Source organism: Serratia sp. SCBI, from assembly GCF_000747565.1.
Lineage (GTDB): Bacteria > Pseudomonadota > Gammaproteobacteria > Enterobacterales > Enterobacteriaceae > Serratia > Serratia ureilytica.
Genome location: NZ_CP003424.1, coordinates 2,306,105 through 2,320,895 on the forward strand (window position 1 = coordinate 2,306,105; position 14,791 = coordinate 2,320,895).

The window sequence follows — 14,791 nt, forward strand, 5'->3', positions numbered from 1 at the left end:
TCGCAGAGACTATGAGCATCAAAAAGATCACCATTACCGATGTGGCGCAACAGGCGGGCGTTTCGGTCACCACGGTTTCTCTGGTATTGAGCGGCAAGGGGCGGATTTCGCCGACCACCGTCGAGAAGGTCAATCAGGCGATAGAGCAGTTGGGCTACGTGCGCAATCGCCAGGCGGCGACGCTGCGCGGCGGCGAATCCGGGGTAATCGGCCTGATCCTGCGCGACATTTGCGAACCTTTCTATGCCGAAATGACCGCCGGGCTGAGCGAAGCGCTGGAGGCGCACGACAAACTGCTGTTTTTAACCCAGAGCGGGCGCGATGGTCAGGGGCTGCAGCGGGCGTTTGACGCGCTGCTGGCGCAGGGCGTCGACGGCATCGTGCTGGCGGGCGGCATCCGCGCGGCGGCCGGGCTGAAGGAAAAGGCGGCCGAGCAGGGCGTGCCGCTGGTATGCGTGGCGCGCTCCAGCGGTCTCGAGGGCGTGGACGTGGTGCGGCCGGACAATATGCAGGCCGCCAAGCTGGCCACCGAATTTTTGATCAAACGCGGCCACAGCCAGATTGCTTATCTCGGCGGCCAGAGCGACTCGTTGACGCGCGCCGAAAGGTTGGGCGGATTTTGCGCCACGCTGTTGCAGTACGGCCTGCCGTTTCGCAGCGAATGGATCGTCGAGTGCGATTGCCGGCAGCGTGAGGCGGCGGAAGCGGCGGAACAGCTGCTGCGCCACTACCCGAATATCACCGCTGTCGTTTGCCACAAGGCGTCGGTGGCGCTTGGCGCCTATTTTGGCCTGACGCGCAGCGGCCGCAGCATCGGTTCGGACGGGGTCGACGCCTACTACGGCCGGCAGGTGGCGCTGATCGGTTTCGGCGACGTGCCGGAGGCCGAGCTGACCGAACCGCCGCTGACCTTTGTCTCCAGCTCGGCGCGGGAAGTGGGGCGCAGCGCCGCCGCACGCCTGCTGCAGCGCATCAATGACGCCGATCTGCCGGCGCAGAACGTCATTTTGCCGCCGACGCTGATCCGGCGCGGCTCCGCCTAATCCCGCCGCTGTTCCTCTTCCGCTTCGCGGCAAATCCAGCCGATAAAGGCCTTCATCGCCGGCGTCAGATCCCGCGATTTCAAATGGGTCAGCCAGTAGGCGCCGAGCGCGGCCTCGGCGGCGAACGGCCGCTGTAGCGCGCCGGCGGCCAGTTCGCGGCGGAACATGCTGACCGGCGCCAGCGCCACGCCGTCGCACTGGAGCGCGCCTTCCACCATCAGCCTCGATGAGTCGAACACCGGGCCGTTGATTCGCCACGGCGTTACCTGCGCAGCCGTGAACCAGCGTTCCCATTCATCCTGGCGGTAAGTGCGCATCAGCAGTTCGTGCTGCAGATCCTGCGGCGTATGCAGCCGCGCGGCGACCGCCGGCGAGCAGAGCACCGTCAGCGGCGCGTCGAACAGCTTAATATTGCGGGTGGCGGGCCATAAACCTTCGCCGAAACGGATGGCGAAATCCATGCCGTCGGCCGACAGATTGACCTGGTTGTTGTGGGTCAGCACCCGCAGATCGATGAACGGATGCGCCGCGCGGAACGCCGCCAGCCGCGGCATCAGCCAGCCGACCGCGAAGGTGCCGACCACCGCCACCGTCAGCACTTCGTGGAAATGCCCGCCTTCGAACTGCTGCAACACCGCCTCGATGCGATCGAAAGCGTCGCTCAACACCGGCAGCAGTGCCTGGCCCTCTTCGGTCAGATCCAACCCGCGCGGCAGGCGGCGGAACAGCTGAATGCCCAGCTGTTCTTCCAGCATGCGCACCTGCTGGCTGACGGCGGCCTGAGTGACGCGCAGCTCCAGACCGGCGCGGGTGAAGTTCAGGTGGCGGGCGGAGGATTCGAACGCCCGCAGGGCGTTGAGGGGAAGTCGGTTGCGCATTGTTGATAGCCATAAGTTTTTCTTTATGCTGGCTGAAATTATTATCGCTTGTCAACCCGGCGGCAAAAACCGATATTTGGCGCGGCTGCCGCAAGATTGGCGGAGCCCGTAAAGGAATGACATCATCCATCAGGGAGTGCGCCGTGCGCAACGCCAATAAAAACTTTTGGCCGCGGCCGATGCCCTGCAACCGAAGAGCCTCTATCATGACGAAAATGAACCGCCTGGCGGCCGCGCTGATCGCCGCACTGATCTTGCCGACCGCGCACGCCGCACAGCAGCAGGATATCGACGCCGTTATTCAGCCGCTGATGAAAAAATACGGCGTGCCGGGCATGGCGATCGCCGTATCGGTCGATGGCAAACAGCAGATTTACCCGTATGGCGTCGCCTCGAAACAGACCGGCAAACCGATCACCGAGCAGACGCTGTTCGAAGTGGGGTCGCTGAGCAAAACCTTCACCGCGACGCTGGCGGTCTATGCGCAGCAGCAGGGCAAGCTGTCGTTCAGCGATCCGGCCAGCCATTATCTGCCTGAGCTGCGCGGCAGCGCCTTCGACGGAGTCAGCCTGCTGAATCTGGCGACCCACACATCCGGCCTGCCGCTGTTCGTGCCGGACGACGTGACCGACAACGCCCAACTGATGGCTTACTACCGGGCCTGGCAGCCGAAGCACCCGGCCGGCAGCTACCGCGTCTATTCCAACCTCGGCATTGGCATGCTGGGCATGATCGCCGCCAAGAGCCTCGATCGGCCGTTTATCCAGGCCATGGAGCAGGGCATGCTGCCGGCGCTGGGCATGAGCCACACCTACATTCAGGTGCCGGCGGCGCAGATGGCCAACTATGCCCAGGGTTACAACAAGGACGATAAGCCGGTGCGCGTCAATCCCGGCCCGCTGGACGCCGAATCTTACGGCATCAAATCCAACGCCCGCGATCTGATTCGTTACCTGGACGCCAACCTGCAGCAGGCGAAGGTCGCGCAGCCGTGGCGCGAGGCGCTGGCCGCCACGCACGTCGGCTATTACAAAGCGGGCGTGTTCACGCAGGATCTGATGTGGGAGAACTACCCGTACCCGGTGAAACTGTCGCGGCTGATAGAGGGCAACAACGCCGGGATGATCATGAACGGCACGCCGGCCACCGCCATCACGCCGCCGCAGCCGGAGCTGCGCGCCGGTTGGTATAACAAAACCGGTTCGACCGGCGGTTTCTCCACCTACGCGGTGTTTATCCCGGCGAAAAATATCGCCGTGGTGATGCTGGCCAACAAATGGTTCCCGAACGACGATCGGGTCGAGGCGGCTTACCGCATCGTGCAAGCGCTGGATAAGCGCTGATCGTGGGGGGCGCCGTCGGGGCGCCCCTGTTACCGGTGCTGTCGCTCTCGCCGCTCGCGCATGAAATCGATAAAGGCGCGCCGCAACGCGTCAGATAATCGGGTGAGGCGACCAGCACCCGGCGCTGGCCGTTGTCGATCGGCACGGCGATCATGTCCTTTTGCAGCATGGCGTGCATGCGAATGCCGGCATCGAAACTGCCCAGCACCAGATCGGAAAAGCGGTCTTCGGTAAACAGCTCCAGCTGCACTTCGGGATAGCGCCGCTGAAACTCCGCCAGGTGCGGCATCACCAGCAGCGAAGCGGCCAGTTGCGGCAGCGTGATGCGCAGCAGGCCCGCCGGCTGCGCGCCCAGGGCGCGCACGTCGTCCGCCGCCACGTCGATCTGGTTCATCGCCGGCGAGACCTTCTGGTAAAACAGTCGGCCCTCGTCGCTGAGACGTACCGAGCGGCTGGTGCGGTGGAATAAGCGCACCCCCAGCTGATTCTCCAGCGCCTGAATGTTTTGCGACACCGCCGGCGGCGTGACGCCCAGTTGGTTGGCCGCGCGGGTGAAGTTGCCCAGCCGCGCGACGGCTTCGAAATAGGGCAGCAGCTGCAGGAGTGAACTCATCTATCAATAACCTGTGCTTAATGATTCATTAAATTATGCCTTATTTTAATTTATGACGAACGTTTTAGACTGATTTTTACTTTCCCTCAGCGAGATAAAAATCATGTCGGCAGAACAACGGGCGTTAACAGAACGGATCGCGGCGATCGATCAACAGGCGATGGCCGAAGGGCGCATCGTGGGCAGCGTGGTGCTGGTGGCGCGGCGGGGTGAAATTTGCTACGCCGGTGCGGCCGGTTATGCCGATCGCGAAGCGCGGCAACCGATGCGGCGAGAAACGCAGTTTCGGCTGTCGTCGGTTTCCAAACCCTATACCACGCTGGCGGCGCTGCGCCTGATTGAACGAGGCAAGCTGAGCCTGGACGATGCGGTCAGCGATTGGCTGCCGTGGTTTACCCCGGCGCTGGCCGACGGCCGGCGCCCGACGATCAAGATTCGTCATTTGCTGAGTCATACCGCCGGGCTCGACTATCGGCTGAACCAACCGCCGGCAGGCGTTTACCATCAGTTGGGGATCCAGGACGGCGTGGAGCTGTCGACGCTGACGCTGGAGCAAAACCTGGGGCTGTTGGCGCAGGCGCCGTTGCTATCGGAACCGGGCGCGCGCTTCAACTATTCGCTGGCGATCGACGTGCTCGGCGCGGTGCTGGAGCGAGTGACGGGCATGCCGCTGCCGCAGCTGTTTGTCGAATGGGTGGCGCGGCCGCTGGGGCTCGGCAATACCGCGTTCCATGCGACCCATGCCGCTAACCTGGCGACGCCTTATTACAATACGCCGCAGGGGCCGCGGCGCATGCCGGAAGGCGTGCGGATCGCCTTGCCGGAAGGCATGGCGGGGGGAGAAGTGACGTTCTCGCCGGCGCGCGCGCTTAACGTCGGAGCCTATCCCTCCGGCGGCGCGGGCATGGTCGGTGATGCCGACGACGTGCTGCGGCTGGTGGAGGCGCTGCGCAGCGGCGGGCAGGGCATTTTGCAACCGGATACGGTGGCGTTGCTGCGTCACCCGCACGTCGGCGCCGAGGCGCAAACGCAAGGGCCGGGCTGGGGCTTCGGCTTTGGCGGCGCGCTGCTGGTGGATCCAGACGCTGCGCAGACGCCGCAGCATGCCGGTACCCTGACCTGGGGCGGCGTTTACGGCCACAGCTGGTTCTTTGATCCAGAGGCGCAGCTGAGCGTAGTCGTCTTGACCAATACCGCATTTGAGGGCATGTGCGGCCGCTACCCGCAGCAGATCCGCGATGCGGTTTATGCGGCGTAAATAAAAAGGGCCCCACAGGGGGCCCTTGTTCAGGCTTTCAGGCGATTACTGCGCCGGTGCCGGAGCGGGTTCCGCTTCCTGCGCCGGTTCAGCGTCTTCCGCCGGGGCGCCCAGCATGGCGAACTGGCCGATGAACTCCTGCAGCGACATTTTGTTGCCGTTCAGGTCAACCTGATTGTCAGCGTAGTGGAACTTGCTCGCGATCACGCCGTCTTTCTGGGTGGTCAGCTTGAACATTTGACCCATGGCCGCCAGACCCTGCACTTGCTGCTGCGCCAGTTTCTGCGCGTCTTCCTCATTGTAACCCTGCAACAAGGCGGTCTTCGCAGTCACTTCGGTGGCCATCGCTTCCGGAATGGTCAGGCTGAGATCCAGCTTTTTAACCGCCTGAGCGATCACTTGATCCGGCGACTGTGCCGGGGAGGCGGCCTTGCTCGGATCGGTCATCGCCAGATCCAGCGTGAAGATGCTCTCACCCTTGCTGTTTTTCCAGCTCAGAGGGGCGATGCTGAGGCTTGGGTTGCCTTTCAGCAGCAGCGGCAGGTTCTTTTGCAGCATCTCGGAGGTCTGCTGTTCGTAGACGTCCGGATCCAGGTTCTCGCCCTGCTGCAGCAGCGCCATGGTTTGGCGGTTGTAGCTGTCGGAGAAGTCTTTCAGCGCCTTGCCGTCGACGTTGTCGATTTTCAGCGTCAGTTTACCGGCGCCGAAGTCGTTGCCCTGCACCTTGAGCGCGTCCATGGTGTAATCGATCTGGCCGCCGATATTGCTGCTGCCTTGCTCGCCGAACTTGCTCACCAGATTGAAACCGTCCAACGCCACGGTGTCTTTACCGTCGATCGTCAGTTTGAACTGCTTCAGGGTCATCGTCTGATCGCCGAGCTTCACGCCGAACTTGCTTTCGTTGCTGTTGCCTTTCAGGTTGAAGCCCTGGAAGGTGATCTGCTCGTTTTGGCCGAATTCGTTCGGGCTGGCGAACACGATAGTGTCGCTATTGGCGTCCAGCGCGAATTTTTTCAGATCGCGGGACACGTCGGCGTCAATGGTGGCGCCGCTGAATTTCAGCGAAGACTTATCCTTCTGGTAGTCCAGTGGGATAAAGTCGATGGTGGACGCGGTATCGCCGCTGTACGAGATGCGCGAATCGGCGGTAAACAGCGATTTGCCTTTGGTGGTTTCAAACAGGCCTTTCACCGCCGGGGTGTTTTCCAGCTCGGTATGCACCGACGCCATGCTCGGCAGCAGGTTGAATTTTTTCAGCTGCGCGAACGGGAACGGACCGTGATCGATGGTTTCCAGGAACGCCACTTCTTCACCGGCTTTCAGCGCCGCGTTTTCGCTGGTATCCGTGCCGTCGGAGCGCAGCACATAACGCACTTTGCTGCTGAACAGGCCGCGCTGGTAATTTTCATAGCTCAGCTTGACGCCGGCTTTCGGCAGATAGGCTTTCAGTTGGCCGTTGGCGTTGTCGACGACTTCGCCCATGTGCTGCTCGATCTGTTTCCCGGTGTACCAGGATGCCCCGGTCCATGCTGCGCCAAGAACGACAATGACGCTGACAGCGACTAACGATTTTTTCATAGCTCTGTTTCATCCTTTTTTCTTATAACCCTCCGTTGCGAGGGAGGGGGCAAATGTGGGCCGACAAAAAACGCCCGCAGGCGTTTAATTGTGGGGGCAGCTCTCGCTTTCAGCAAGCAATTTGCTGAAATTTATCAACGGTTAGGCCAGTTGGTTATAAACCCTGGCGATACGGCCGCGGCCGCTGACGTTGACCGGCGATTCGAAGGCGCCGATAAAGCAGGATTCACCCGGTTTGAGCGTCAGGCGCTGCCCGGATTTTTCCAGCGTCGCTTCGCCGCTGACGCAGAACACGATAGCCGCGCTCCGTTGCGCGAGCGCCTGCGGCGCGGCGGTCAAATCGTGCAGCGAGAAGGCGAAATCTTCCACCGGGATCGGGAAGAACAGTTCGTTGCCGCGCCGCTCCGGTTGGGTCAGCAGGCCGGACGCCGGCTGCGGGCGGAACTGCAGGTTGGCCAGCAGCTCGGGCACGTCGATAAATTTCGGCGTCAGGCCGGCGCGCAGCACGTTGTCCGAGTTGGCCATCACCTCCAGCGCCACGCCTTTCAGATAGGCGTGCGGCGTTTCGGCATACAGGAACATCGCCTCGCCCGGCGCGAGCTGCACCACGTTCAGCAGCAGCGGTGAGAACAGACCGCTGTCGTCCGGATAGAAACCGGCGATGAAGCGCACGGTATCCCAGGGTTCACCCTGCTGGTTGTTGAGCGCGGCTTTCAGCACGCCGAGCGCCAGCGACTTTTGCTCGCCGCTCATCGTCAACAGGCTGGCGAACAGGGTAGACAGATGGGCGGTGTCCGGCTGCTGCAGGAAGGTGGCGATATCGTGGTGCGCGCCGGCGATCGGTTGCAGCAGGGAGACGATATCGGCCAGTTCGCGAAAGCCGTTCATCGCCAGGAACGGCGTCAGGGCGAAGACCAGCTCGGGCTTGTGATTGGGATCTTTATAGTTGCGTTCGGCGGCGCTCAGCGGGATGCCGGCGGCGTTCTCTTTCGCGAAGCCGATCTCGGCCGCCGCTTTGCTCGGGTGGACCTGGATCGACAGCGGTTGATCGGCGCAGAGCACTTTAAACAGGAACGGCAACTCGCCAAAGCGGCTGGCGACGTCAGCGCCCAGCTGCTTTGGCTGGTCTTCATCGATAAGACAGCGCAGCGAACGCAGTGCGCCATCGGCGCCGGGCACGCGGGAAGGGCTCTTGGGATGCGCGCCCATCCACAGTTCGGCCATCGGCTGATTATCCGGGTTGGCGATGCCGTAAAGACGGGTCAGCGCATCGTTGCTGCCCCAGGCGTAATTCTGTACCGCGTTGGTCATTTTTTGCATGTCGATAAACGTCCTTTGCGTCATTGCCGCACTAATGGCAATAACTTACTGATTTTATAAGATTCGCTTCATCTGTGCCGACAACCATCATACGCCCGCGTCGGCAGGAACCCTCATGGGCGCGATCAAAACAACGCCGGATAAGGTTGCGTCCGGCCACGCGGCCAGAGTATAGCGTGATAACGATCGGCGTCTCAAATGGCTCACCGGCCTCAAGAGGGCCCGGCAAATCCGCCAATCGATCGTTGATGGGAGGGAAAGAAATTATTGCCGACAGCGCAGGCTTTCTACGTCATTATTTATTTATCGGCATGTCAAAGTATGTCGGCGGAATTTATTTTTTACCTTCTGAGCCATTCCCTTATTATTATTTTTTGCGCCAAGTCGGGCGATCACACGCCGAGCTTAAACCTGAACGACAGACCGCTTTACCGTAGCCGTTAACGAGTCGATTTAACGAAATGAGAGGTCTGTTGCATGAAAAAATGGTTGCTGTTGTTGGGGCTTTGCACCGGGGCGGCTCAGGGGGCGGTGATCGTCACCTATCCCTACGCGGCCCCGCGCGCCGTGGTGATAACGCCGGCGCCGATCGTCGTTGCGCCCGCACCGGTCGCGCTTCCCGCCGTGACTGCACCCGTGGCGCATCCGCTGGCGCTCACCGCCGGCGCGGTGGCGACCGGGGCGTATCGCCATAATGAACGGCAGGATGCCTACGATGAGATCAATCATTTGCAACAGCAGCGGATCGATGAACTCAATCACTTACAGGCGCAGCGCATCAATAATTTTAATTCGCGTCACGCGCGTTAATTTTCATCTCCGCGTTTATTATCCCGGTTCTTTCTTCGTCTTTATTTCGGCACGGGTTAACCGACGGCAAATAACCGCGTCATGAATGGGTAAAAGAGATGAATCGTGCTGTGAGATAACTCTCTTAATGCGAATAGTTATTATGTCACTATACTGGGAATGCGTGCCGACGGGGGGTAGCGCGTCGGCCTAACCCTACAATTTTAGGAATTATGCTAAGGAGACAATGATGGCAGGCGTTCGTATCGAAAAAGACTCCATGGGCCCCATCGAAGTACCGGCCGACAAGCTGTGGGGCGCACAGACCCAGCGCTCATTGGCGCATTTCCGCATTTCCTCCGAAAAGATGCCGACCGCGCTGATCCATGCGCTGGCGTTGACCAAACGCGCCGCCGCGCAGGTGAACGTGGACCTGGGGCTGCTGCCGGCCGAGCGGGGCGCCGCCATCATCAACGCTGCCGACGAAGTGCTGGCGGGCAGCCATGCCGACCAGTTCCCGCTGTCCATCTGGCAAACCGGCTCCGGCACTCAGACCAACATGAACATGAATGAAGTGTTGGCCAACCGCGCCAGCGAGCTGCTGGGCGGCGTGCGCGGTGAAGAGCGCAAGGTGCATCCGAACGACGACGTCAATAAAAGCCAGAGCTCCAACGACGTGTTTCCCACCGCGATGCACGTGGCGGCGGTGATTGCGCTGCGCGAGCACCTGATCCCCGAGCTGAAAGTGCTGCACAAGACGCTGAGCGACAAGGCCGAAGCCTACCGCGACATCGTCAAAATCGGCCGCACCCACCTGCAGGACGCCACGCCGCTGACCCTGGGCCAGGAAATCTCCGGCTGGGCGGCGATGCTGGCGCACAATCTGAAACACATCGAAGACAGCATCCCGCACATCGCCGAGCTGGCGCTGGGCGGCACGGCGGTCGGCACCGGCCTGAACACCCATCCGGAGTATGCCGTACGCGTCGCTAAAGCGCTGGCGGAGTTGACCCATCAGCCGTTCGTCACCGCGCCGAACAAGTTCGAAGCGTTGGCGACCTGCGATGCGCTGGTGCAGGGGCACGGCGCGCTCAAAGGGCTGGCGGCTTCGCTGATGAAGATCGCCAACGACGTGCGCTGGCTGTCGTCCGGCCCACGCTGCGGCATCGGCGAGATTTCTATCCCGGAGAACGAGCCGGGCAGCTCCATCATGCCGGGCAAGGTCAACCCGACCCAGTGCGAAGCGATGACCATGCTGTGCGCGCAGGTGCTGGGCAACGACGTGGCGGTGAATATCGGCGGCGCTTCCGGTAACTTCGAGCTGAACGTGTTCCGCCCGATGGTGATCCACAACTACCTGCAGTCGATCCGCCTGCTGGCCGACGGTATGCAGGGCTTCAACGAGCACTGCGCGGTGGGCATCGAACCGAACCGCGATCGCATTACCCAGTTGCTGAATGAATCGCTGATGCTGGTGACGGCGCTCAACACCCATATCGGTTATGACAAAGCGGCGGAAATCGCCAAGAAAGCGCACAAGGAAGGGCTGACGTTGAAAGCCGCGGCGCTGAAGCTCGGCTATCTGACCGAAGCGCAGTTCGATGAATGGGTGCGCCCGGAGGCGATGGTCGGCAGCATGCAGAAATAATTGATCTGTGAGGCAACCGGGGGCTTACTGAGGTAAGCCCCTTTTTTATGGAGAAATTAAGATGTCGCGCGCACAACGTTTACTCGATCTGATGCAGCTGTTGCGCAGCCACCGCTATCCGGTGGCGGGCCATGCGTTGGCGCAGACGCTGGGCATCAGCATGCGCACGCTTTACCGCGATATCGCCACGCTGCAGCAGCAGGGAGCGGAGATCGTCGGCGAAGCGGGGCTCGGCTATGTGCTGCGCCCCGGTTTTATGCTGCCGCCGCTGATGTTCTCGCAAGCGGAAATAGAAGCGCTGGTGCTGGGCATGCGCTGGGTCAGCCGCCGCGGCGACAGCCAGTTGGCGAGCGCCGCGGGCCAGGCGCTCGCCAAGATCGCCGACGTGCTGCCGACGGCGCTGCGGGAGGAACTGGAGGCCAACACGCTGCTTATCGCACCGGCTCAGTCGCCGCCGGTGGCGGATGAGATGCGGGTGTTAATCCGTGACAGCATCCGCCGCGAGCGCAAGCTGCATATCGACTATCTCGACCTGGCGGGGCAGCGCAGCGAACGCCTGCTGTGGCCCTTTGCGCTGGGCTTTTTCGACCAGTTCCAGATGCTGGTTGCCTGGTGTGAGTTGCGTCAGGCCTTTCGTCATTTTCGCCTCGATCGCATTCAGGCCGCCACGCCGCTTGAACAGCGTTATCCGCATGGCCGGCGGCGACTGTTGAAAGAGTGGCGGTTGAGCGAAGGCATTGCGGAACAATAACGACACGCTGCTGCCATAAACTGTCAGTCGCCTCCTTTAGTCTGTGCCTATCGGGAACCAACCGGTTCCCATCACCCAGAGGACAGACCGATGACCCTTCCCAGCATGACCCTGCTTTACGTCGATAACCCGCTCAACAGCGCCGCCTTTTATCAACGCCTGCTGGGGCAGGCGCCGGTAGAGCTTTCTCCCGGCTTTGCCCTGTTCGTGCTCAACAACGGCTTCAAGCTCGGGATGTGGGCCAAACAGGGGGTAAAACCCGCCGCCACGCTGACCGGCGGCGGCGGTGAACTGGGCTTTTTATGCCAGGATCCGCAAGAGGTGGAGGCGCGCTATAACCAGTGGCGCGAGCTCGGGCTGCCTATCGAGCAAACGCCAACCGAAATGGAATTCGGCTACACCTTTGTGGCGCGGGATCCGGACGGCCATCGCCTGCGGGTATATGCCCTCAGCGAGTAGTGCCGTCGGTATACAGATGCAGACGCGGCACCAGCAGCCGCAGCGGCCTGGCGTCGGGTTTGTAGCGATGCTTCACTGCGTCGGCGTCGTAGTTGAGCAGTTCGCCGATCTTCGGCACCGCAGCGCCGCTTTCAACCTGACACAGGGCGATCAGCGGCAGCGGGCAGGGATGTTGCACTTGTTTTTGCTGCTGCTGATACCACACGCGGGCGATCGGCTGCACTTTTACCGGCCGCTTGATTTTCAACGTCGCATGCTGCGGCAGGCGGCTGACATCGTCTATCTCGCGGCTGACCAGGGCGGCCCACTGTTCACGGCTGTGCGGCGGCACCGCGCGGCCGGCTTTCAGGCTTTTCTCCAGCTGCGCCAGGATGTCGTCCCGTTTGACGTTTTTGATGATGTGCTTGTTGGCCCAGCCGAAGCGCACCGAGTCGGGATTGGTCAGGGCGGTGAGGGTGCGGTAGGCGCTGAGGGTAATCAGCCCGTGCAAATGGGTGTGCACGAATTCGAAACGCTGCTCCGGCGCCAGGCCGGAATCGACGGTGATAATCTGCTCCAGTTCGCCCTTCAGGCGGTTGATCAGCGCCAGCTGCGCCTGCAGCGCCTGATACTCCGCTTGCTCCACCGCCAGACAGATGACGCCGGGCAGGCGCACGGCGGCCTTGCTGCTGACATTCTCACGGTTATGGTGGATGAAGAGCCGCTGATAGTGTTCCAGCGCCAGATCGCGCGCCGCTTGCCCCACATGCTGCTCGACCGCGATATGCGAAATGGCCTGATGTTCCTGGCCTTTTTCTACCTCCGGCAGGCTAAACACCCGCGCCGCCAGCAGCCGCAGCGGGGTTATCTGCTGCTGCAATGCGCCGAGAGCTTGCTCCAGTTCGGCAAAGCAGGCGTTCATCCGGCCAATCACATCGTATTTGCTCATCATATGCCCCTTTTTTAGTTACAACATACTATAGGAGAGTAACAGGCTGGGGGCAACATCGGCAATGGGGCAATACTCGGCTTAACTGCCCGCCCGGCTTACCAGGGGGAAATAGGGCGGGCAGCAGGGGGAATTCTCTCGCTCGTCTGCTACGCATGCGGGCAAGTGTGATTGTCGAAAATAAACCTGCTCTTCTTATGGTTTTGATTCATTGATGGATTTTTTCCTGTTCGTTTGTCTTCTGTTTAATCCATTTCCCGTTTGCCGTTGTCCAAACGCTGGAACAAACAGAATGGCAGGACGCTATGAGCCCTTGGGGTTATCTTTTCTTCTGTCATTAACGGGTGCTTTAACAGGAGGTTTACTGTGGATATTAAACAGAAAGTCAAAAACATGACGCTGGAAGAGAAGATCGGGCAAAAAATCATGCTGGATTTTCGCTACTGGGATCGGAACGGTAGCAGCAATCAGGATATGACCGTTCCCGATGAAGCCATTGGCAAGCTGATCACCGATAACCATGTGGGCGGGGTGATCCTGTTTGCCAATAATCTGAAAGATAAGCAGCAGATCAATACGTTAACGGCCTGGTATGCCGCGATGAAAACCCACGCCGGCATCCGCCTGTTCATTGGCACGGATAACGAGGGCGGTAACGTTTTCCGGCTGCCGCGCGGCGACTATGCCTCATTCCCCGGCAATATGGCGCTCGCCGCGGCGATTGAGGGCGGCGCGGATAAACAGCTCGCCGTTGAACAGGGCGAACTGATGGCCCAGGATATGCGCGCGTTGCATATCAATACCAACTTTGCACCGGTTGTGGACGTCAACACCAACCCGTTCAACCCGGTGATTAACGTTCGCGCCTTCAGCGATGATAAGAACGCCGTTTCCCACCTGGCCGAGAAAATGGTGGCGGGGATGAAGCAGCAAGGGCTTATCACCGCTTACAAACACTTCCCTGGCCATGGCAGCACCTCCACCGACTCGCATACCGGTTTGCCGCGCGTCGACCGTACGCGGGAAGAGGCGTTTGCCATCGATATCGCGCCTTACAAACAGGCCATTGACCGCTGTGCGGCGCCGGACATGGTCATGACCGCGCATATTCAGTACCCCGCGCTGGATAACCGCCAGATCGACACCCGCAGCGGCGAAAAAATCACGGTGCCGGCCACCATGTCGCATGAAATTCAGACCCGCATCCTGCGCGATGAGCTGGGTTATGCCGGCGTAACGATTTCAGATGCGCTGGATATGGGTGCGATTGCCGAGCATTTCAGCCAGCAAGGGGCGGCTGAAAACGTCTTTGCCGCCGGGGTGGATATCGCCCTGATGCCTGTCAGCATCGCTTCGCCGGCCCAGGCTAACCTGCTGCCGGACCTGATTCGTTACCTTGCGGACCGGGTGAAAACAGGGCATCTCAACGAGGCCGATATCGATGCTTCGGTCGAGCGCATTTTGCGCCTCAAATTACGCCATCACCTGATGGGGCATCGCGAGGCCCCTTGTTCCAGCAGCGTTTCGTCCTCAGCGCATAAGCTGGAAAAACGCATCGCCGATCGCTCCATTACCGTGGTCATTAACCGCCACAGCCTGCTGCCGTTGAAAGACAAGGCGCTGCGCTATTTTATCCTGACCCCGTGGGGTGAGCAGGCCAAAGGCATCGCTAACGTGATGGCGCAGGAGGGCTACCAGAACGTCGTTGCCGCGAAGGAAACGGAACTGAGCGATGCCCAAATCAGGGCGCATATTGCCGATTGCGACGTGTTCCTGCTCGGCACGCTTTCGACCCGCTTTACGCCTGCCGAGCAGGATGGTGTCGTTACCGCTGCCACCGGATCGGGTAATGACAGCAGCCCTTACCCGGGCTGGTTGAAATACGCCGCCGAGCAGGGGAAAAAACGCGTTCACCTCTCATTGCGCGCGCCTTACGATATCGTGAACTATGCCGCAGACGTGGATGCAGCCGTCGCCACCTATTCTTACTACGGGTATGACAGCGGCGTATGGCGCGGTCCCTCGATGATATCTCTGGCACAGGTGCTGACGGGGAAAATCACACCGCACGGCAAACTGCCGGTCAACACCTGGCATGACTACGATGAGGAAACCAATACGGGCAAGGTGGCGTTCCCTCGCGGGACGGGGCTGAGCTGGTAATGGGACAAGTACCGGCGTCG

General features: G+C 60.8%; 13 protein-coding genes and 1 pseudogene. 9 read left to right on the plus strand and 5 right to left on the minus strand.

Going from position 1 to position 14,791, the window contains the following annotated elements; translation table 11 throughout:
* Positions 1–11 precede the first annotated feature (11 nt).
* Positions 12–1,043 (plus strand): Mal regulon transcriptional regulator MalI, encoded by a 1,032-nt coding sequence (locus SERRSCBI_RS10835; protein WP_033650494.1) that lies wholly within the window; start codon positions 12–14, stop codon positions 1,041–1,043.
* Here the strand turns inward: SERRSCBI_RS10835 and SERRSCBI_RS10840 are convergent.
* On the minus strand, positions 1,040–1,921 hold the full coding sequence (locus SERRSCBI_RS10840) for a LysR family transcriptional regulator (RefSeq protein ID WP_042784413.1): 882 nt from the start codon (positions 1,919–1,921) through the stop codon (positions 1,040–1,042). The two genes, SERRSCBI_RS10835 and SERRSCBI_RS10840, sit on opposite strands and share 4 nt — an antisense overlap.
* 206 nt (positions 1,922–2,127) lie before the next feature.
* Between SERRSCBI_RS10840 and SERRSCBI_RS10845 the strand changes: the two genes are divergently transcribed.
* Entirely contained in the window at positions 2,128–3,264 is a 1,137-nt protein-coding gene (locus SERRSCBI_RS10845) for a class C beta-lactamase SRT-3 (protein ID WP_033642964.1), read from the plus strand.
* A gap of 67 nt (positions 3,265–3,331) precedes the next feature.
* Here the strand turns inward: SERRSCBI_RS10845 and SERRSCBI_RS10850 are convergent.
* Positions 3,332–3,877: pseudogene (locus SERRSCBI_RS10850) on the minus strand (LysR family transcriptional regulator); the annotation flags it as partial.
* Positions 3,878–3,980: 103 nt separating this feature from the next.
* On the opposite strand from SERRSCBI_RS10850, the gene SERRSCBI_RS10855 reads away from it, so the two are divergent.
* Complete coding sequence (locus SERRSCBI_RS10855; RefSeq protein ID WP_042784415.1) at positions 3,981–5,135, plus strand: serine hydrolase; 1,155 nt, start codon at positions 3,981–3,983, stop codon at positions 5,133–5,135.
* Between the two features lie 45 nt (positions 5,136–5,180).
* Here SERRSCBI_RS10855 and SERRSCBI_RS10860 read toward each other — a convergent pair whose 3' ends face one another.
* Together SERRSCBI_RS10860 and manA are read right to left on the minus strand one after the other, a co-directional pair.
* The gene (locus SERRSCBI_RS10860) at positions 5,181–6,713 is read right to left on the minus strand and encodes a YdgA family protein (RefSeq protein WP_042784416.1); all 1,533 of its coding nucleotides are present in this window, start codon (positions 6,711–6,713) and stop codon (positions 5,181–5,183) included.
* Between the two features lie 141 nt (positions 6,714–6,854).
* The gene (gene manA / locus SERRSCBI_RS10865; protein WP_042784418.1) at positions 6,855–8,033 is read right to left on the minus strand and encodes a mannose-6-phosphate isomerase; all 1,179 of its coding nucleotides are present in this window, start codon (positions 8,031–8,033) and stop codon (positions 6,855–6,857) included.
* Between the two features lie 176 nt (positions 8,034–8,209).
* Here manA and SERRSCBI_RS24725 point away from each other — a divergent pair, with 176 nt between their 5' ends.
* From SERRSCBI_RS24725 to SERRSCBI_RS10885, 5 genes are all read left to right on the plus strand, one after another.
* Entirely contained in the window at positions 8,210–8,470 is a 261-nt protein-coding gene (locus SERRSCBI_RS24725; protein WP_156965097.1) for a hypothetical protein, read from the plus strand.
* A 40-nt stretch (positions 8,471–8,510) separates the two neighbouring features.
* A complete protein-coding gene (locus SERRSCBI_RS10870; RefSeq protein WP_042784419.1) occupies positions 8,511–8,843 on the plus strand; it encodes a hypothetical protein in 333 nt (110 codons plus the stop codon).
* Positions 8,844–9,072: 229 nt separating this feature from the next.
* Entirely contained in the window at positions 9,073–10,470 is a 1,398-nt protein-coding gene (fumC, locus tag SERRSCBI_RS10875) for a class II fumarate hydratase (protein WP_042784421.1), read from the plus strand.
* Between the two features lie 61 nt (positions 10,471–10,531).
* Positions 10,532–11,221, plus strand: a complete 690-nt coding sequence (locus SERRSCBI_RS10880) for a YafY family protein (RefSeq protein ID WP_042784422.1) — start codon at positions 10,532–10,534, stop codon at positions 11,219–11,221.
* Positions 11,222–11,311: 90 nt separating this feature from the next.
* Positions 11,312–11,680: a VOC family protein gene (locus tag SERRSCBI_RS10885; protein WP_028128189.1), complete on the plus strand. Its 369-nt coding sequence runs from the start codon at positions 11,312–11,314 to the stop codon at positions 11,678–11,680.
* Here the strand turns inward: SERRSCBI_RS10885 and tus are convergent.
* Positions 11,670–12,608: a DNA replication terminus site-binding protein gene (gene tus, locus SERRSCBI_RS10890; RefSeq protein WP_042784423.1), complete on the minus strand. Its 939-nt coding sequence runs from the start codon at positions 12,606–12,608 to the stop codon at positions 11,670–11,672. The genes SERRSCBI_RS10885 and tus overlap by 11 nt on opposite strands.
* A 366-nt stretch (positions 12,609–12,974) precedes the next feature.
* Between tus and SERRSCBI_RS10895 the strand changes: the two genes are divergently transcribed.
* Positions 12,975–14,771: a glycoside hydrolase family 3 protein gene (locus tag SERRSCBI_RS10895; protein WP_042784424.1), complete on the plus strand. Its 1,797-nt coding sequence runs from the start codon at positions 12,975–12,977 to the stop codon at positions 14,769–14,771.
* The last annotated feature ends 20 nt before the right edge of the window (positions 14,772–14,791 follow it).